The 19,398-nt window shown below is 37.7% G+C and carries 20 protein-coding genes, 1 pseudogene and 1 riboswitch; of the genes and pseudogenes, 3 read left to right on the top strand and 18 right to left on the bottom strand.

Translation table 11 applies throughout. The annotated features are described in order from the left end of the window. Nucleotides 1-229: 229 nt before the first annotated feature. Both IEV52_RS03570 and IEV52_RS03565 read right to left on the bottom strand, forming a co-directional pair. A complete protein-coding gene (locus IEV52_RS03570; protein ID WP_188401142.1) occupies nt 230-772 on the bottom strand; it encodes a PepSY-associated TM helix domain-containing protein in 543 nt (180 codons plus the stop codon). Nucleotides 773-954: 182 nt separating this feature from the next. Next, nucleotides 955-1,500, bottom strand: a complete 546-nt coding sequence (locus IEV52_RS03565; protein WP_188401141.1) for a TetR-like C-terminal domain-containing protein — start codon at nt 1,498-1,500, stop codon at nt 955-957. 186 nt (nt 1,501-1,686) lie between these two features. Here IEV52_RS03565 and IEV52_RS03560 point away from each other — a divergent pair, with 186 nt between their 5' ends. Next, nucleotides 1,687-2,433 (top strand): SDR family oxidoreductase, encoded by a 747-nt coding sequence (locus IEV52_RS03560; protein WP_188401140.1) that lies wholly within the window; start codon nt 1,687-1,689, stop codon nt 2,431-2,433. Nucleotides 2,434-2,645: 212 nt separating this feature from the next. Here the strand turns inward: IEV52_RS03560 and IEV52_RS03555 are convergent, their stop codons facing one another. The 4 genes from IEV52_RS03555 to IEV52_RS03540 form a co-directional block, all read right to left on the bottom strand. Then, nucleotides 2,646-3,395 (bottom strand): ABC transporter permease, encoded by a 750-nt coding sequence (locus IEV52_RS03555; protein ID WP_188401139.1) that lies wholly within the window; start codon nt 3,393-3,395, stop codon nt 2,646-2,648. Next, nucleotides 3,396-4,157, bottom strand: coding sequence for an ABC transporter ATP-binding protein (locus IEV52_RS03550; RefSeq protein ID WP_188401138.1), 762 nt, complete (start codon nt 4,155-4,157; stop codon nt 3,396-3,398). Between the two features lie 166 nt (nt 4,158-4,323). Continuing rightward, on the bottom strand, nt 4,324-4,665 hold the full coding sequence (locus IEV52_RS03545) for a DUF1048 domain-containing protein (RefSeq protein ID WP_188401137.1): 342 nt from the start codon (nt 4,663-4,665) through the stop codon (nt 4,324-4,326). A gap of 72 nt (nt 4,666-4,737) precedes the next feature. Continuing rightward, nucleotides 4,738-5,058 carry a PadR family transcriptional regulator gene (locus tag IEV52_RS03540; protein WP_188402233.1) on the bottom strand — a complete coding sequence of 107 codons (321 nt, stop codon included), beginning with the start codon at nt 5,056-5,058 and terminating at the stop codon, nt 4,738-4,740. Between the two features lie 370 nt (nt 5,059-5,428). Continuing rightward, nucleotides 5,429-5,512: riboswitch (cyclic di-GMP riboswitch) on the top strand. Between the two features lie 84 nt (nt 5,513-5,596). Here IEV52_RS03540 and IEV52_RS03535 point away from each other — a divergent pair. Beyond that, nucleotides 5,597-6,760, top strand: coding sequence for a DUF5667 domain-containing protein (locus IEV52_RS03535; RefSeq protein WP_188401136.1), 1,164 nt, complete (start codon nt 5,597-5,599; stop codon nt 6,758-6,760). A gap of 190 nt (nt 6,761-6,950) precedes the next feature. Here the strand turns inward: IEV52_RS03535 and IEV52_RS03530 are convergent, their stop codons facing one another. From IEV52_RS03530 to IEV52_RS03500, 7 genes are all read right to left on the bottom strand, one after another. Beyond that, nucleotides 6,951-7,454 (bottom strand): DinB family protein, encoded by a 504-nt coding sequence (locus IEV52_RS03530; RefSeq protein WP_188401135.1) that lies wholly within the window; start codon nt 7,452-7,454, stop codon nt 6,951-6,953. A 198-nt stretch (nt 7,455-7,652) separates the two neighbouring features. Further along, nucleotides 7,653-8,027: a WapI family immunity protein gene (locus tag IEV52_RS03525; protein ID WP_188401134.1), complete on the bottom strand. Its 375-nt coding sequence runs from the start codon at nt 8,025-8,027 to the stop codon at nt 7,653-7,655. 457 nt (nt 8,028-8,484) lie between these two features. Beyond that, entirely contained in the window at nt 8,485-9,351 is an 867-nt protein-coding gene (gene vanY, locus IEV52_RS03520) for a VanY-A/VanY-F/VanY-M family D-Ala-D-Ala carboxypeptidase (RefSeq protein ID WP_188401133.1), read from the bottom strand. Nucleotides 9,352-9,454: 103 nt separating this feature from the next. Next, the gene (locus tag IEV52_RS03515) at nt 9,455-10,567 is read right to left on the bottom strand and encodes a sensor histidine kinase (protein ID WP_188401132.1); all 1,113 of its coding nucleotides are present in this window, start codon (nt 10,565-10,567) and stop codon (nt 9,455-9,457) included. Continuing rightward, nucleotides 10,560-11,255 carry a vancomycin resistance response regulator transcription factor, VanR-F/VanR-M family gene (vanR, locus tag IEV52_RS03510; RefSeq protein WP_188401131.1) on the bottom strand — a complete coding sequence of 232 codons (696 nt, stop codon included), beginning with the start codon at nt 11,253-11,255 and terminating at the stop codon, nt 10,560-10,562. The genes IEV52_RS03515 and vanR overlap by 8 nt, the downstream gene beginning before the upstream one ends. A gap of 301 nt (nt 11,256-11,556) precedes the next feature. Further along, the gene (locus tag IEV52_RS03505) at nt 11,557-12,426 is read right to left on the bottom strand and encodes a YitT family protein (RefSeq protein WP_188401130.1); all 870 of its coding nucleotides are present in this window, start codon (nt 12,424-12,426) and stop codon (nt 11,557-11,559) included. 526 nt (nt 12,427-12,952) lie between these two features. Next, a complete protein-coding gene (locus IEV52_RS03500; protein ID WP_188401129.1) occupies nt 12,953-13,780 on the bottom strand; it encodes an HAD-IIB family hydrolase in 828 nt (275 codons plus the stop codon). Between the two features lie 85 nt (nt 13,781-13,865). Here IEV52_RS03500 and IEV52_RS03495 point away from each other — a divergent pair, with 85 nt between their 5' ends. Beyond that, a complete protein-coding gene (locus IEV52_RS03495) occupies nt 13,866-14,849 on the top strand; it encodes a LacI family DNA-binding transcriptional regulator (RefSeq protein WP_188401128.1) in 984 nt (327 codons plus the stop codon). A gap of 244 nt (nt 14,850-15,093) precedes the next feature. Here the strand turns inward: IEV52_RS03495 and IEV52_RS03490 are convergent, their stop codons facing one another. The 5 genes and pseudogenes from IEV52_RS03490 to IEV52_RS03470 all read right to left on the bottom strand — a co-directional run bounded on the left by IEV52_RS03490 (nt 15,094) and on the right by IEV52_RS03470 (nt 19,217). Next, nucleotides 15,094-15,474 (bottom strand): VOC family protein, encoded by a 381-nt coding sequence (locus tag IEV52_RS03490; RefSeq protein WP_188401127.1) that lies wholly within the window; start codon nt 15,472-15,474, stop codon nt 15,094-15,096. A 6-nt stretch (nt 15,475-15,480) separates the two neighbouring features. Then, nucleotides 15,481-16,725, bottom strand: coding sequence for an MFS transporter (locus IEV52_RS03485; protein ID WP_188401126.1), 1,245 nt, complete (start codon nt 16,723-16,725; stop codon nt 15,481-15,483). A 23-nt stretch (nt 16,726-16,748) separates the two neighbouring features. Beyond that, nucleotides 16,749-17,753, bottom strand: coding sequence for an ROK family transcriptional regulator (locus IEV52_RS03480; protein ID WP_188402232.1), 1,005 nt, complete (start codon nt 17,751-17,753; stop codon nt 16,749-16,751). A gap of 341 nt (nt 17,754-18,094) precedes the next feature. Continuing rightward, entirely contained in the window at nt 18,095-18,577 is a 483-nt protein-coding gene (locus IEV52_RS03475; RefSeq protein ID WP_188401125.1) for a PaaI family thioesterase, read from the bottom strand. A gap of 139 nt (nt 18,578-18,716) precedes the next feature. Then, a pseudogene (locus tag IEV52_RS03470) lies at nt 18,717-19,217 on the bottom strand (DinB family protein). Between the last annotated feature and the right edge of the window lie 181 nt (nt 19,218-19,398).

Genomic DNA, 19,398 nt, shown 5'->3' with positions numbered 1-19,398 from the left:
ATGCTTCCTCTATTCCTGATCGCAGCAAGGTTTCTTCAATTAAATGATTGGTGATCACTCCAAAAAGCAGTTCCGACCGCGGTCATAATTATTGTATATACTCAGTTCATATCCCCGTCTCCCTTATCATTCCAATCTTTGTTTTATTTCAATAAAAAAGCACACTTCTCCTTCTTGAAGAAATGCACCCGTTTGTTGAAGAGAAACTAACCAAAATTATGATTGCCTTCTAAACCTCTAGATTCGATGTTTTATTTTTTGTCTTCAAGCGTCTATAGAGAGGATAACCAAACATGTAATAACCTGAAAATGAAAGGAGAATTAAGGATAAACCTGCAAGCGTAAGAAAACTGAATCTGTACCAGTTACCAAAGTAAGATCCATCATGTAAAGTAATGAGGAAAGTTGAGTAATCTTGTTTCTTAGATAAAACTTCTCCAGTGCTTGCATCTAATTGCAGACCTTGACTATTATTAAAACGAATTTGATAAATATTCGCACTTGGTCTGTATTCTATCCTAAAGATATCTTCAACGGATGCTACACCTGGAAGGTCTTGAGATATTGCAATCGAGATGACTTTATCCATTGATATCGATTGACTTGGGCTAGCATCCTTCCCCATTTTGATATCATCAGTGACTCCGAGCGGTATCATATATACCAACAATAGACCGGTGACTGCTACGAACATAAAAATGAGAGATAAAAGTAAACCAGACCATTTATGTACTTTCCTACTTACTTGGTAGAACTTTGCTGGGTTTGACATATCTTTTCCTCCGTTTCATTCGTAACCTTCGTTTTTGTTTAATAGATGTCTCTAGTATTCAATAAAACAAAAGCAACTCCTCTGAACCTTAAGTAGGAAAAACTATATGAAGTTATATCTAATAGTTATTCCAAAATTGTTAAATAAAAAAGTTCTTTTCCGGAGCTGTTTGAACGATAAATCTATATAATCCTTTCTAATAAATCCCCCACTTTTTCTGCCATTTCCTGCGGTGGATAAGGCATGCCATTTTTTAGCCACCATTCCACTACACCTACGTAAGCATTTGCAACAAATTCGACAACTACCTCTTCGCTTTGGCCAAAATTTTTACCTTTTGTTATATCCACGTCTTTTTTGAACTCTTCGATATTATGTTGAACAAACCGGCTTCGAAAAAACGGAGCACCTTCACTCGCCAACATCGTCGAAAAAAATAAATAATTACTTTCAAGATATTCCATGCAGAGTACAGTCCCTTCAATCCAATCCATTTCAGCTTCCAACTCACAAAGATTAGCCATGTTACTGATATGTTCTTCGATGATCTTATCCAACAGGTCAAATTTATCCAAGTAATGAAGATAAACAGTTGCGCGGTTAATATTTGCCCTGTCAGAAATATCCTGAATGGTAATGCTATCGAAATTTTTTTCAGACATTAATTCAAGGAACGCTTTTTTAATTGCTTCTTGGGTTCTTGCTACCCTTCGATCTATTTTTGTCATGTTAAAAACACCCTGCTTTCTTGAAATAATCAACAATTTTTATCGTTTTGTTGCGTAAACAACAAAACTGAATAAATTAACGATTTCTATGCCTTGTTTTGTTTATTTTTATATTATAAATTATTTACAGATGTCGAGAAAGCAACAATTGTAGTTTTATTTAATATGAAAGGGTGTATAAATGAAATGACTATTGAAAACAAAGTGGTTATAATTACAGGCGCAAGTTCAGGTATTGGGGAAGCTACAGCTAAGCTGTTAGCTGAGAAAGGCGCAAAAGTTGTACTTGGTGCAAGACGTAAAGAGCGTTTAGTAAAATTAGTTGAAGAAATCAAATCGAATGGTGGTCAAGCGGCGTATCGCGTCACAGATGTTGTTAATCCAGATGATAGTCAGCAGCTTGTTCAACTAGCTAAAGACACTTTTGGTGGAGTCGATGTAATCTTCTTGAACGCTGGACTAATGCCTAATTCACCACTTTCCGAATTAAAAACTGAAGAGTGGAACAGTATGGTTGACGTTAATATTAAAGGTGTATTGAATGGTATCGCCGCAGTATTGCCAACATTTACATCGCAAAAGTCTGGACATATCATTACTACTTCATCAGTAGCTGGGCTTAAAGCTTACCCTGGCGGTGCGGTTTATGGTGCAACAAAGTGGGCTGTTCGTGATTTAATGGAAGTTTTGCGTATGGAATCTGCTCAAGAAGGTACTAACATCCGCACAGCAACTATTTATCCAGCAGCGATCAACACGGAATTGTTGGATACGATTACTGATAAGAATATTTCAGAAGGTATGACTACGTTGTACGAACAATATGGTATTTCACCTGATCGAGTTGCCAATGTTGTTGCATTTGCGATTGATCAGCCAGAAGATACGAACATTAATGAGTTTACAATTGGACCAACAAGTCAACCTTGGTAATAACTACAAGATAAGATAAAACTTAGCTATTCATTTTCTAAAGCTTTGGCTGTCGAGGTCTTCTCGACAGCCTTTTAATTTCTTTTCAATATTTTATACAGATTTTAATTGAAAAAATCTCCTCTGCTCAAAACTATTAGCCCGAAAAATGGATGAATTAAAATGTCAAAGGATACTTGTCAATTGATATGGCTAATCCCAGAATGGTGTACTTATTCTAACTGGCGTTTAAATTGTTTACTGGCGAAGAAGTAAGCGATAACCGTGATGCCGACGCACCAGGCAAGCGCGATCCAGATACCGTTGCCAACAGACCCTTCATACAAGAGAGCACGAATCGCATTCACGATTGAAGTCACGGGCTGGTTCTCAGCGAACGCACGGACAATTTTAGGCATGGTTTCGGTGGGGACAAAGGCCGAACTGATAAACGGCAGGAAAATCAGCGGGTACGAGTAGGCTGTCGCCCCTTCCATAGACCCCGCTGTCAATCCGGGAATGACCGCCAGCCATGTCAGCGCCAGCGTAAACAGCCCGAGTATCCCAGCTACCGCGAGCCAATCCAGGATATCAGCGCTGGAACGGAAGCCCATCAAGAGCGCGATAAGGATAACCACCACGACAGTAAGCGCATTGGAAACAAGCGAGGTCAACACGTGAGCCCACAATACCGACGAGCGCTTGATTGGCATGGTAATGAAACGCGCCATCAGCCCGCTCTTTACATCCGTAAACAGGCGCACGGAAGTGTAAGCGACGCCGGATGCTATAGCCATCAGCAAGATTCCCGGCAATAAATAATTGACGTAGTTGTCCGTGCCTGTCTCTATGGCGCCGCCAAATACGTAGACAAACAGCAGTAACATCATAATCGGTGTAATCGCCACCGTGATAATCGTATCTGGACTACGCATGATGTTGCGCATTAAACGCCCTAGTAATACCCCTGTTTTGCTTTTCATTTACATCTCCTCCTTTTTGCCGATGATCGCGAGGAAAATTTCCTCCAATGTCGGCTGCTTCTCGATGTACTCCACTTTCGCTGGTGGGAACATCTCCTTGAGTTCGGTAAGGGTACCGGTCGTGATGATTTTTCCGCCATGCAGGATGGCGATACGGTCCGCCAGTTGTTCGGCTTCCTCCAGATACTGGGTCGTCAGCAAGATGGTCGTGCCGCCGCCGGCAAGCTCCTTGACGGTATTCCAGACTTCAATCCGCGCTTCAGGGTCAAGCCCTGTCGTCGGTTCGTCGAGAAAAATGACTGCTGGCTTCCCGATCAGGCTCATGGCGATGTCAAGCCGGCGCTTCATCCCGCCGGAATATTTGTCCGCCCGGCGGTTGGCCGCATCGGTCAGGCTGAATCTTGCAAGGAGATTGTCGGCGACTTGAGCGGGATTGGAAACTCCCCGCAACTTGGCGATCATCATCAGGTTTTCTCGCCCGGTGAGCATGCCGTCTAAAGCTGAGAACTGCCCTGTCAAGCTGATGCTCTGGCGAACATGATCCGGTTGACGCTGGACGTCAAATCCGCAAATACCTACTTCGCCGCCATCGGGCTTCATCAGCGTCGAGAGGATGTTGACCGTTGTCGTCTTGCCCGCTCCATTTGAGCCCAGCAGTGCGAAAATTTCGCCACGCCGCACCTCAAAATCCACCCCCTTTAAGACTTCCTTGTCTTTAAACGATTTTTTTAACCCTTTTACAGAAATCGCTGCATTATTCATATTTTTTCCTCCTTATAAAATCTACATGAGCTATATTGTCTATACTCTACTATTTAGTGTTACTGATAATCTGTATTACTTATTACTAGCTTGAAAATATAACTGAATAGCAAAGGTGGTGATTCACATTTATAACCAGCTATTCAGTCGGTATTATCAATTGAAATTATTTCTTTCCCAGGTGCTTCATGATGCTCTGATTCAAATCTTCACGATACTTGGCATAATAGGTTTTAGCGTTTGCCACTAGTTCGTCAGCAAAGGACGCCACGTCGTCCCCAGTAATTTCTAGCACTTGTCTGCCTTCCGCCGCTCCAGCTTCAAACAAATCGATTAATTCATACTGCATGTGCAGCATATCCATCCCGTTGCCCGCTGAGAAATTCCACATGTAGTTTTGAATTTTCTTAAATACAAACTGGTAATCCTCAGGAAGGTCTTCAACCCGTGCCATCATCATTTTGTACTCTTTTTTATCACCTATCAATTTTTTGATCATTTCCAACATGAATTTTTCCTCCTTATTTAAAATTTTTGAACAAGAACACTCCAAAAATATCTGACTAATCATCTTATGAAACTAGTGTGACTTCAAGACGTTGATTTTTGATGATAAAAAATCCCATTTTCTCCAAAACAATTCAAGTTCATGCCGGCCAGCCTCATTAAGTGAGTAAAATTTGCGAGGTGGTCCCATATCTGAAGGTTTCTTGACTATGTTTACCAATTTCTTCTTTTCCAATCGCACGAGTATGGTGTAAACCGTCCCTTCCACAACTTCGGTAAACCCAAGATCGTTCAGACGGCGGGTGATCTCGTAGCCATAGGTTTCATGGCGGCTGATGATTTCCAGCACGCAGCCTTCCAACGAACCCTTCAGCATCTCAGTTAAATTTTCGATGTTCAAAGCCTCCTCTATTTAGTCTGACTTATAATAAGTATGACTTAGTACTATGAAAAAAATTTTTACTTAATAGCTTTTAAAAAATCGCGCTATTAAGTAATGCTTATTACTTCTACATTGTATGACCGAGTAGATTAAATGTCAACTATTTTCCATAAAATATTTTTTCAGTCTCACTAATCAGTGTTGTCGGTATCTAGTGTAACCTACAACAGGTACTCGTTTTTATTTCAATATTATCCTATGCTTCTTATTGGACTGGTAAGGAAGTAAATAAATAGGTAAATTTTCTTGTATTCCATAAAAAATATCTTAACTATACAATTTCTAACCGATATAAAACATGAATCACAACACTGAAAACTTAAAAAGATAAAGGCAAACCTATGGAAACATAGCGACGCAAAGCTAAAGGGGCTTCTACATTTGGTAATGCCAGCCAGCCGCCGTTTTTCTCGGAGCACACTCCGCCAAACGGTATGAGTGTGTCTTTTTATAGTTTTCCGATTCTTTTAAGAAGAAAGGGAGAATGAAAGTGAAGAAGATTTTAAGTTCGATTTTAGCATTAGGACTTGCAACTACTGGGTTTGGACCGTCTGTATTCGCTAATACTGATGCAGCAACACCAGTGGAAGAACCTGCTGAAGAAACACAAACAGAAGAAACGGTTGAAACGACTCCAGAAACTATAGAAGAAAATGCAACAGATGATACAGTGTCTGAGGAACTTGCAGAAGAAGAAGCTCCAGACCTCGTCCCAGGAGATTTCTTTTATTTTGTAAAAATCATGATGGAAAAGATTCAACTGGCTGTAACAACTGATAACTATGAGGAAGCTACACTTTTAGCGGATTTCGCAGCTGAACGTATTAAAGAAGCAAACGTTCTTTTAAAAGATGGTGATTTAGAAGGGGCCACAAAGCTTTTAGAAGAAGCTATCGCACAGCAAGAAGAAGCTGTTGAAAAAGAGGAAGAAGCTTCTGAAGAAGTAATAAATGAGGTAACTGAAGTAGAATTAACCGAGGAAACGCCAGCTGAAGAAGGAACAGAAGACGATACAGCTAATGATAAAGATGCTCCTGAAGATGAGCCGGCATCGGAGCTTGAGAAAAAGTTTTTCCAAAATATCGTAGCGTTAATGACAGCTCTTGAAAAGATTGATAATCCGAAGGCTCAACAAGCACTTTCTAATAACATAGCAAAAGCATTTGCAAAGCTTGAAAAAAAGATCGCAAAACATGAGAAAAAGCAAATTAATGATGATGACGAATCGAAAGAAGACGAAGATTCAACAAAAGAAACACCTGGAACAGATGAGCCAGAAGCTGAAGGGCCAATTGTGGAAGAGCGAACTGAGGAAACAACGGAAACAGATGAAGGTACTGTTGCAGCAACAGTTGTACCTGTAAAAGAAAAGAAGACGAAGCAGCAGCCTGTTATTTCTGCTCCTAAAAAAGAGCAACCGAAGAAGGAAAAGCCTAAAAAGGAGGAATTAAAGGATAAAATTCCGCCAGTAAAGGAACAACCTAAGAAAGAAGAGCCTAAGAAGGAGCAACCGAAAAAAGAGAAAGATAAAAACGAAGATCATGGAAATAGCGATGATCATAAAGAAGAAAAAGACAATGATAATCATAAAAATGAACGTGGAGAAGATAAAAAAGGTAAAGAGCAAGGCAACAAAGGTAAAAACATAGAATAATTCAGAGACCCTGCCAGCTAATTTGGCAGGGTTTTTGAATTATTGAACAATCTGGCCCTTTTCATAAAAAGAGTGCATTTCTTTTTACAGAAATGCACCCGATTGTGGAATAAACTCCTCATTTAATTAAAGCACTTTATAATGAAATAACTTATTGTTCAGGTATTAAAGAATAAAAAGTGCTCTGTTTTTATATTTTAGGTGGTTCCATACCAAAGTTAGCCCATTCTTCTTTTGAAGGACCATAGATTCCTGGAACGGTTAATCCAGCTTGTCGCATAAGAACTGTCATTTGTCCTCGATGGTGGCTTTGATGTTGGATTAAAAACATTAAAAGAGAACCATTTGGTATCTGTTTACCCAAAAAGGTGATAAGTTCTTCTAAAGTTTGATCCTTCCACTGAGTTGTTATCGCTTGTACAAAAGCTTCATTTGTCCGCATATAACTTTGTGCAATAAACTTAGCTGAATTAGGAACTGGCCAATCTTTTGATGGTGCTTGAAATACTAAGTTTGTATTTGCAGCAATAATATAAATGGAAGCAACAGTATGCCATGCGATACGTCCTAAATTCCAGCTCTGTGAAGTAATTTCCTGTTTCAGTGACACATCGGTTAGATTATTTAGTAATTTCTGTGTGGCACCAGCTTCGTACTCCCAAGATTCCAGAAAATGTTTTAAAGTTAGGAACATGAAATTCCTCCTATTATTAGTATGAATAAGGCTTTCGACAAACCGAAAATTTTCCCTCCCAGAAATAACTCTTCGTATGCTCATTTTTATTAACTATTTTTCTAATAAGACATACTTAACTATCGGGTCCTAATCATAAAAAAGAGCACATTTCTTTCTTAAAGAAATGCACCCGTTTGTGGAATAACAAATTAATGATTACATTAGTTTGTATCCTTTATTAGCTAATTCTTTTAAAGACATTGATATGTAGGCCCCGCTTTGTTTATCTTTAGGATTGTTTAGTTTTGCTTGTCCTTTAAGGTCTGTCTCCATCCTTATAAGTTCAGTATAAAAATCTCTGATCTCATTGGTTGTCAAATCTGCGCTAAAATGAGCTTTATACCCAGGGATGTTAACGCTGACTGTGCAATCCACCCAATTTATATCCCAATAGTCCGTAGCATTAGGATATTTTCTACGAATAACCTCGATCTCTATCTGGGTATCTTCACCTAGGATAATAAAATTTAAAATGATCACCTCACTACCTACTCTATTATATAATCCTGACCGTTTGTTCAATAAGTTCAATCAAAAAGTGCATTCCTCCTTCTTGAAGAAATGCACCTGTTTTGTGAGATAACTTTTTTAAGTCGTGCGTATTAGAAGTTTATGTTCTTCGAGCAATTCAATATTTCTTTTATTTAATGTGAAACCTTTTATCTGCTTTTCAATATTAGCGTAAAGTTGCACATTCTCTAACTCAGATAATGGAACCCACTTAACACCAGTTTGGTTAGGATCCGGTTTAAGAGGTAGCTTAGGAATAGAACTATTTTTCAAGGTGCAATCGAACATCAAAACTAAGGTGTGAGTATTTCCGAACTTTTCCGAGTTAAGATGTGGTGCATACTCATATACAAAGGCTAATGGACCAACTTCTATATCTATGCTTGCTTCTCTAATTACTGCTTCAACTATTGATTCGTTTGGTTCTCTGCACTCCCCGTTGCAAAAACTATGTATTTTTCGATTGCAAAAAACATTATCATTTATAAACGGTCACAATTACTCCATCCATATTGTTACCTGAAATCTCAAAATATTTATTATCCGGTACGTTAATCATCCTGCTTTGAGAAATGGAGTAATAAGTAATTGAGTATTTTTCCCCGTTAATACTAGCAGAAATGTGTTTTTCTTCTTTTAGGTAATCTAAATACTCTTCGAAAGCAAAATTTTTTTCCTTCATAATTGCACTATGTGGCAAACCAACATAGCGGATATGCCACGGTTCATATTGAATACCAGTTATTTCTGTCTTATCCTTTGGATAGCGTAAAATGAATCCGTATTTCCAAGCATTTTCTTCTATCCACTTTCCTTCAGGTGCATCGGCCATCTTCATTTGAGTAGATCCTACATCAAGCGATAGGCCCAAATTGTGTTCGCTATTGCCAGCTGGCAAGGCATAGTCAGAACCCATTTCTTGATAAAGCACACTTTGCTCATCAAAGCCTCGAAAGCCACTATTAATGGAGAAATTTCGAACTCCTTCTTTTTTTGCTGTAGCTATCATCTCTGAAAATTCACGTGCAACATCCTCTGACAAATAAATTTCGCTATTTAACAATCCGTAATCCTTTGTCAATTCATTGTGCGCAGATAGATTGATGACATCCGATTTAATACTTTCCGGGTGAACCGGATATTCAATGTTGACCAAAAGCAAATTTCCTTGATAGATTTGATCTTCTGCAATCTCTTTTTGGATATTTTCAGAAGTCCTTCTATCATCTTTATCATTTTCATTTTGATCATAATTTTGTATTTCTACTTTTGGTTCAAAAATAGGTTCAATATTAACGAAAGTTAACCCCAAGCAAACTAATAATATAAAGCCCCACTTCTTCATTTTTCAGTTTCCTCCTTATTCTTCCTTGCTTAAAGAATAGGAAAAACTATTAAAAAAAAGAGTAGGGTAAATATTAAATTTTTCTTAAATCCTGTAATTACTGCTAATCTTCATTAATTGGTTCACTTTCCTTTGGTAAACGAACTTCAAAAATTGTCTTGATGACACTGCTTTCAACAGTAATGGTTCCATTATGCTGCTCCACAATATTCTTCGCAATGAACAAGCCAAGACCAGTGCTATCTTCTTGATGCGTTCGTGCTTTGTCACCGGTATAGAACATATCAAAGAGATGCGGGAGTTCATCCGGAGGAATGCTATCTCCATAATTCACAACTTGAACGACCACTTCATCTGCATCAATAAAGCCGTTAATATCGACATACTGACCTTCATATCCATAACGAATGGCATTGGTTAGAAGATTTTCAAACACACGTGCTAACAATTCTCCATCGCAAAAAATGGGTAAATGGGGTGTACTATCCATCCGAGCGACCAAATGATTCTTTTTGAATACAGGATACAATTCTTCCTTTAATTGATTAAGCAGGTCAGTTAAATTTATTCTCTTTTTTTCAACTGGAAGCATACCATAGTTCATTCTAGTTATTTCGAATAATTCATCAATTAACCTTTCTAAACGTTGAGATTTAGTAAAGGCAATCGTTAAAAAATGTCTGACTTGTTCTTTAGTCAAGCTCTCATCCTTAAGGATCAAATCCAAATATCCTAAAACAGAGGTAAGCGGAGTCCGCAAATCATGAGCTAGATTTACGACCAATTGATCCTTGCTGCTTTCCGAAAAATCTCCTCTTTCTACAGCTTGTTTCAATTTTTCACTTGCCAAATTAATATCATGGGCAATATCTCGAAATTCATCATTTGACTCAATTTGAATTTGATGTGAAAAGTCTCCCCGAGAGAGATAATGAATTCCAATTGAAATCTTGTTAAAATAGCTAGAATATCGCTGCGTGAGTAAGTAAAAGAACATGAACGAAAGCGGGATAAATAGTAGTAAAAAGACGTTAATGTCGCCAATTCGGTTCATAATTTTCCGATAATATTCCAGTCGGTCACCATACTGGACATTCGAGTGATAATAGAATTGGAGTGATTTAAAGACTATAAACGTTATAATTCCAGAAAAAATCATACTAAAACCAAATAATAGCACCATCTTTGAACGAAAGCTGTGTACCATTTTAGCCATTGAAGGAATACCCCACTCCCCACACGGTTTTAATCCATTTGTGGTTCTGTTTGCCTGCTTCAAGTTTTTTCCGCAACGTACGAATATGTACCATGACAGTATTGCCACTTTCAAAGTATGCTTCTCCCCACACATGTTGAAAAATATTTTCCACACTATAAACCTTCTTTGGATGACTCGCAAGTAAATACAAAATGTCAAACTCTTTCGGCGTAAGCTCGATGCTTTCACCATATAGGGTTACTGTGCGCTGATCAGGAGTAATCACTAACCCGCCATATTCCAAGGAGGTTTTATTATCTGTTTTCGGCTGATTTAGCTTCATAAAACGCCGGAGCTGAGCATTTACACGAGCAACCAATTCTATCGTGGTGAATGGTTTAGTCATATAATCATCTGCTCCAATAACCAGTCCCTGTACTTTATCGAAATCAGATGTTTTAGCACTCAAAAAGATGATGGGCATATTATGCCGTTCGCGAATGCGGCGGGTTACTTCATATCCATCCATTTTCGGCATCATAATATCCAAAATCAGCAAATCAATCGATTGAGTCTCGACTACACCAACAGCCTCTTGTCCATCCGACACTTTAATAACATGATACCCTTCTTTTTCTAAATGGATGGCAATCAGATCAGCAATGTCCTCCTCATCATCAGCTATTAATATCGAAATATCTCTCATCTTCCCACTCCTAAATAAAAGATTACAAAACAGGTATATATCAAGTCATATTCATTTTCTATTATTTCCTTTTCTTTTTCAAAAATATGGTCACATTGTCACATAAAATAAACACAGCTCTTCTACTAAACTGCCCCGTTACTTTAAGTACGATGCTTCTCCATGCTTGATTTGAACAATCAAAAACTCCTTAGAATCTATGAATCTAAGGAGTTTTTACGTGTAGCCTTAAGTCTATATGGGAGGTCTTTCTATGGGAGGGGACATTGCCTTTTCAAGGGAAGAGTAAAAACACCAACACTTACCTTGCTGATCCATATAATTTTGATAGTGAAAAACCTCGTCCAAGGATATCAGAGGCATTGAGGAATACAACAAAGGAAGTAGGTTCTTGCTCTTGCATCACTTTCTTCAAATAAATAGCTTCCTCCTGCTCAACAACACATAGGATCATTGTTTTTTCTTTATTAGAAAAGCCGCCGATCGAGCGGATTTTTGTAAGACCTCGATCAATTTCATCTTTAATAATAGACTGAATAAGTTCTTCTTGTTCAGTAATAATGAGTACCAGTTTGGATGGTGAGGTTTGGAGTTGAACAAAGTCAATCACTTTACTCGTTACATAAATTGACATCATTGCATATAAAGCTAGTTCTAAATTAAAAACAAGAGCAGAACTGATAACAACAAAACCATCAACGATTAACTGGGAGTAGCCACTTGATAGCCCTGTATACTTTTTAAGGATTTGTGCCACCGTAGCTAATCCTCCTGTTGATCCCTTTCCACGATACACAATTCCAAGTCCAACTCCTAGCATGATCCCCCCGTAGATAGCTGATAACAAAGGATTATCAATTTTAAAGGGAATATCGGTACTAAGCCAAATGGTGAATGGAACAAAAAAGATACCTACTAACGTCTTTAAACTAAAGTCTTTTCCAAGGAGCAGAAAACCGACAATAAAAAGTGGAATATTAATCATCCATTGTACATATGCCGGGTTATACTGATTTAGCTCATAAAGGATAGTACTTATACCAGAAACGCCACCTGCTGCAAGCCTAGCTGGTAATAAAAAAACATTATACGATAAGCCAACTAATATAGAACCTAAGATAATAGAAATGTATTCATTGAGTAATTTTGTCTGAGATGTATGTTTCTTCAACTTTACCTTATCCTTTCTTTAAAGAACATTGCTATCATAATTAGATATAATAACACTTACTTTAAGTGTATCTCAAAGGATATATTTGTTAAGTTCTATATAACGGTCCAATATAAAGTTCCGATTTACAAAATAATACCTTAACTTCAGGTCGGAGTTGCCGCTAAACCTCAGCAGAATCACAACCAAGACCTCAGTTACATTATTGCGATTGCTTCAGCAGATTGAAGAAATGCACCCAATCGTTGAAATTTATAAAGTGTGTAGATCTTCAATTGTAAAAGACAAACATTATCACATTTATCTACAATTACCGAGCAAGATAACGTTAAATATTTTCTTCGTATTAAATAAGAGTCTCTAAAATTAATAATAATAAAGTTGTTTAAAAACCACCTTATTCAACAATCGCACCCTATTGTTGAATAACATAAATCTTTGAACATTTTTTTTAATCATCCGGGCAACCTTCCATGAAGTCATTTATAACACCATGTTTTAATCATGAACTACTATTTAATAACAATCAAAAGTAATTACTACAAACGTTTTGGATACCTTTGGCATAAGGCTCTGACGTAATAGTATGATGTAATAGTTTTGCTTCTTCTGTGGCATTTTTTAACAAATATCCATGTTGAACCGCTTTAAGCATTTCAATATCATTCCCACTATCCCCAAAAGCAAATGTATTTTTAAACGAGATCTTATACTGTTTCATTAAAAATTCTACTACTGCTCGTTTACCTGTTTTTTGTGGAATAAAATCTACATCAAAAGCATTTACTGGATCTCCTGCAAGAGGGTTACAACGGTTAATATTAATATATATTCCGCTATTGCCTGCTAATCTTCTTATAGTATCAAGATCATACTTAACCCTTACATGTTCCTCTATAAAATAATAATAATTCATCTTAAACAATTGTTGACCAAATTGTGTTTGTTTGTGTAACGTTATCCCGTACAGCAGCCTTAAATCATTAATCAACTCTTCAACTACTCTATGACTGAAGCCCGACCTTTTTATTCTTTTCAACCATGTTTGATTTTGATAAAATTCTCCCTTTTGATTGATCTCCCACAACTCTGTTCCTAGGTCGGAAGCAATAAAATGTGGAAGGTAACGCATCCGGGCTGCTCTCATTTTTTTATGGATATCAACCAAACTACTCCCTGTTACCCAACCAATCCGGACATTTTTCTCATGAAGAATCTTTTCAAGATAATCCTCAAGCTCATATAAATCTTTTAACTGCCAACCTTTTAGCTCGTGTGGATAGTATGTCTCATCAAAATCAAAAAGCAATAAGTATTCAGGATTTCCGTTAGAATGGTATACTTTTAATGGCACCTTTAATCCCTCCTGTACTATGTGTTTTATAGGTTACAGGCAGGGAACGTTCCCAGGTCAATATATTTTTTAAAGAGGACAAAAAATGGCTACCATTCTTGACATAGCTCGTCTAAGCGGTGTTTCTAAGTCCACCGTGTCGCGTGTTATCAATAATCATCCACATGTATCAGAAGACAGTAGAAAAAGAGTAATGAAAGCTATTGAGGAATTGTCTTTTGTTCGAAATGCCAGAGGAGTACATCTTAGAATTAAATCAACTAACACTATTGGTGTGACTATACCTGTCCTTGATCACCCCTATTTTAGCCCGCTTGTGAGTAAAATCGCTGAAAAATGCCGAAAAGCTGGATATAAGATAGTAATCTTCCAAACATATTATTCTATTGATGAAGAATACGAGATTTATGAAAAATTAACTGAAAATGAGTTGGATGCGGTAATTATCACACATACTCTGTTAAGTGAGGAAGAGATAAAACAAAGAGTTGGGGATAAAATCGTGATGGTTTGCAATGAGCCACTTCAAACAGGATGCTTGGATGTCTTTTCACTGAATGAAAGTGAAGCAGTTTATTCGGCTACCCGATACTTGCTCAAGGAAGGTCGTAACTACCTGTTGTTTTGTGCGGATGAAGAAAGAACGCCACTTCAGCAACAAAGATGGGAAGGGTTTGTACAAGCTCATCTTGATTTAAATAAAACATGTACGATTCAGCAGAAGATCAGTGGTTACTCCACGATTGAAGAAGGTATTATACTAGGAGATGAAATTTTTTTAGATAAAAGCAATTATGATGGAATTCTTGCAGGCAGCGACTTTTTAGCAGTAGGATTACTTACTTCCGCTAAAAAACATGGTGTTTCTGTTCCAAAAGAACTATCCATTATTGGTTTTGACAACCATCCCATTTGCCTGACAACTTTCCCTGCACTTTCCAGCATTCAAAATCAGACTGAAATGATGGTCAACGACCTAGTTACCTGTTTGTTAGACAGACTTGGCCAAAAAAAATTTTCCACTATCAGAAGGGTCTATAAAGGAGAACTAATAATTAGGGGGACCTAGAATAAACAGGTGATATATTTGTTAAAATAGATTTTCGTATTATTTTTTCTCTAATCCTGGAGTAAATTTTGTTGAATAAATACATCCAACCGATTCACAATCTGGCCCGCTTCATAAAAAAACGGGTACATTTCTAATTACAGAAATGCCCCGTTTGTTGAATAACTTATTAATTGTATTGTGTTTAATAACAGTAAGTAACGGAAGTGTTGTACATTAACAGCCACAGTTTTAACCACTTAAATTACACCGTTAATTCTATGAGATTGCCTTCAGGGTCCTCAATCACACTCTCGTAATAACCATCCCCCGTTACACGAGGACCATTCACGAGCTGGTATCCATCATGCTGTAAACGTGCTGTTAACAGATCGACGGACTCCCTACTTCCTAAGGAAAAAGCAATATGACCCCATCCGATTCGATTGCCAGAATCCAGCTGATCGATGCCTGACTGACGCATGATCTCTAATCGTGCACCACCTTCAAACGTTAGAAAATAAGATTCAAATTCTTTGTTTGGATTGTAATACTTTGTGTTTGAGGTTCCATTAAAATACGTGACATAAAACCACTTCATCACTTCCAAGTTTTTAACCCAGATTGCCATATGTTCAATCTTCATTTCGCTTTACTCCCCAAATGTTGTTTTTCCCCCATTTAAAAAATCTTCGCGCGAACTCCAACGGTTCTTGTTCAATAGACTCGTTAACTTTTCAGACCCCAAAAGCATGATGGCTACAAACCCTGCAACCACGAACGGGAAGATTCCGATCGTTGAATTAGCAGCCATGAAACCGAAAAGAGGTGGCAGAAATGTACTGCCTGTATAGGCAACTGCCATTTGATAGCCCATGATGGTCTGAGAGTGATCCTTCCCGAATCGTGCTGGTGTCTCATGCAACATACATGGAAAAATAGGTGCTAACCCTAATCCGATCAGGATAAAACCAATCATTGAAAAAATAGATGGCAACGGTAAAAGTAACAGGATCGTCCCAGCTAACGCGGTGATTTGCCCGATTCGAATGAGAAGTTGGCTGCTCATCCACAAGGTAATAAATCCTGTGATAAATCTTCCAATGGTGATCCCCGCATAATACAAGGAAACCCATTTAGCCGCTACACCTACCGATAAGCCTTTAACATTGACGAGAAAACTGCTTCCCCACAGTCCCATCGTTGCTTCCGTCCCACAGTAAAACAAGAATGAAACAAGAGCTAACTTAACTCCTTTTATTTGGATAGGTTTTTGGTGTTTCGTATCTCCACCAATTCCATCGTTTATTTCTTCTTGCCTTTTCGTCGCGTTTATCTTACTGTTTTCTGAAATCTTATTCCATAAAGGCAATGTGAAGAAAAGGATCATAACCAATGCAAACTGAAGACCTGCGATGGCAATATAACCGTTTCTCCACGAGTTTTGCTCTGAAATAAACTGAGCCATGATGACGGGACCCATTGTAGCCCCAATTCCCCAAAAACAATGGAGCCAACTCATATGTTGTGCTTTATAATGGGTAGCAACGTAATTGTTTAATCCGGCATCAACTGCCCCTGCCCCTAGTCCAAGTGGTATGGCAAAGAGAAATAACCAAATTAATGACGGTGCATAATAAAAACCAAGAAGTGCTGCAGCTGTCATGAAACAACTAATAAATGTGACGATACCCGTTCCGAAGCGTTTCAGTAATGTTCCGCTAACAAAACTGGAAATAATCGTTCCTCCTGCGATCGTCATAAAAAGCAATCCAGCGGTCTCGAGCCGTGCTCCAAATTCCGGCTGCATCATGGACCATGACACGCCTAACAATGAATCCGGTAAACCTAAGCTGATAAATGCCAAATAAATAATTACTAAAAAAAATGTAGCCATAATTAACCTCGCCTCTTTTTGTTTTAGCTGCTCATTCCGTTCATCATACAATCCAGACCAAGACGCTGTAAGCCAAATAGATAATCTTGCTTCCAATCACTCATGATCAGTTCAGGAAGATGTTCTATGGGAACATACATGGAACTTTGCTTTTCAATTTGATTTATGTTAAGCTCGTTGACCTCATCCTCGCAGAAAATGATCGTATGAGGGTTTATGATCGCTACAAACGAAGCAACTAACCTGCTGATGGCATCGATTTCCTTTTCCTCGAACGTGTAGGCTTTCTTCAGAACATTTTCATTTTCTAAAGCCTGGCCGAAATTTCGGTCATCATATTGTGGAATGAATGAAACTTCTCCAGAAAAATGCGTGCTGCCCCTTGCCACAATTCCATTTACCATAATTCCAGCACCTGGACCGTTCTGCCCGAAATAAAAATAGATCAAAGATTGACCTTTCTTAGATTCCTTACGATTGTGATATCCGAGCACCGCCGCATTCATATCATTTTCGATGATAACAGGTACGGAGAAACGATTTTCCAAGTATTTCTTCAAATCGTAGTTTTGAAGATGCTCATAATTTGGTATGTAAATGATCCGTCCCTGATCGACAGAACCAGGTACCCCAATGGTGATAGAGCAGATTTTCGGATAGTTCTCTATGATCTCTTCTACACATTTTGTTAAGGACTGCAGGTCATTATCTTCTAATAAGCTTGTTGTTTTTCCCGTATCCTTCACTTCTCCTAAACAGTTAAAAACGATATAATTGGTCTCCGTTCTCTCTAAGAAGATAGCCAACCCTAACATATACTCTGGATTGTAGGCATATCGTTTTGCCCTTCTTCCCCCACTCGATTCATCTAGACCGATTAATGTAAGTTCCCCTGTCTTTTCCATCGTCGATAGAAATTTGCTTATTGTAGGAAAACTGATCCCCAATTGATCACTAAGTTCAACTTTTGTTGCACTTCCATGTTCTAAAAGAGTTTTACGAATTCCGTTAAGGATTACCTTCTTCATTGCTTTTGGAGTAGCATCCACAACGGTCACCTCCTGTGTAATAAACTTATTAAAGATATTTAATAAGTATCCGATAAAAAACTTATTAAATTGCTTTAATAAGTGTCGTTGAAACTATATCATACAGAAATAGGGAAAACAATAGCTGTTTTCCACAAATCTGCTACGTTTGTTCAAGAAGTTCAATAAAAAAAGCATTTCTCCTTCTTGAAGAAATGCACCTGTTTGTTGAATAACTAATATCTGTATATAAATATGTCTATGCTCTATAATGATCCCTTCGCTTCCTGAAAAGAATTCCATAACATTTACATACGATTATACAGAAGTTTAAAATAATTCTATTTTTGCTTAAACGTTGCGGGCATAATAACCGTAACGACTTCTCCCTTTGCGCAAAGAGTTTCTTCAGCAAATACTTCTGTATAGACTTTCCATTTCTTTGGATGAACCTCTTCTACCACACCAATTGCTTTTAAAGGAACACCATGTGGAGTCGGCTTTATAAAATCTACCTTTAAAGATGCAGTCACAAATCGTGGTGGCTCTGAGTTTCCACCCTCCTTTTCCACATTTTTCTGTTGCAATGCTAATGACGCTGATCCTGTTCCATGACAATCTATTAACGATGCAATCAGTCCGCCATAAACAAAGCCAGGTATTGCTGTATGTTCGGGAAGTGGTTTATAAATCGTTATCGTGTTATCCCCTTGCCAACCTGTTCTAAAATGATGGCCATTCTCATTTAGTCTTCCACATCCATAACACCATGCAAAATCATCTGAGTATTCATCCTGAATTGCTTTTAAGACCTTTTCTTCCATCGTTTTACCTCCCTATATAATACAAAATCCAATAATTACAACGATTACGAAATCCTCTTTTCGCACTTCTCCTTCTTGAAGAAATGAACCCGTTTGTTAAATATTGATGATATAAAGTTAGAGGATCTTCACATAAATTTTAATCGATTGTGTTTCCAACTTTTTCAACTTTCCAGCTCTTTTGCAGCTTACGAATGAATATGATCTGGCCAATATGATAAGCGTTATGGGTGGTGACATTTCCTATGATTGCCTACCATTTAGCAGGTACAGAAAAGCCAATCACATCGTCTTCCATTTTTTCTTCAGATAATAAGTCTTGCCAATTCAACAAGACCTCTAAAAGACGTCCCTTCAAATGATCAAATCTCACATTTTCCGGTAGAACAAAACTCTTATCATTATCCTCTAACGAAGAGACGGCATTAACATGAGATTTTTGATATCTTATCTGCCATGTTTCATTCCAATAAAGTAGGTGTTGCACAATTTCAGCAATACTATTGCAATTTTCATTAGGTTTCAAAAAAGCTTCTTCTTCTGTAAGGTTTTCGACTGATTCGGTAAACGGAAGGTAACAGCTAGGATCATTGGCATTGGCTAATAATTGATCAGACAATAATTCTTTTGCATGAATCATATTTCACACTCCGTTTGTTTCATTTTAAATTATAATACTTTTACTTCAATAAAAAAGTACACTTCTCCTTCTTCGAGAAATGCAACCGTTTGTGGAACAAAGAATGATATCAACTATATATGCAGAATAGTATAGTTGGAGATTAATACGATATTTATAACTAGAGAAAGGTTGGATTTAA

The sequence above is a fragment of the Fictibacillus barbaricus genome, assembly GCF_014635025.1.
Classification (GTDB): Bacteria; Bacillota; Bacilli; order Bacillales; family Fictibacillaceae; genus Fictibacillus; species Fictibacillus barbaricus.
The sequence above is the reverse complement of the archived record's forward strand: the minus strand, read 5'-3'. Positions and strand labels throughout refer to the sequence as shown.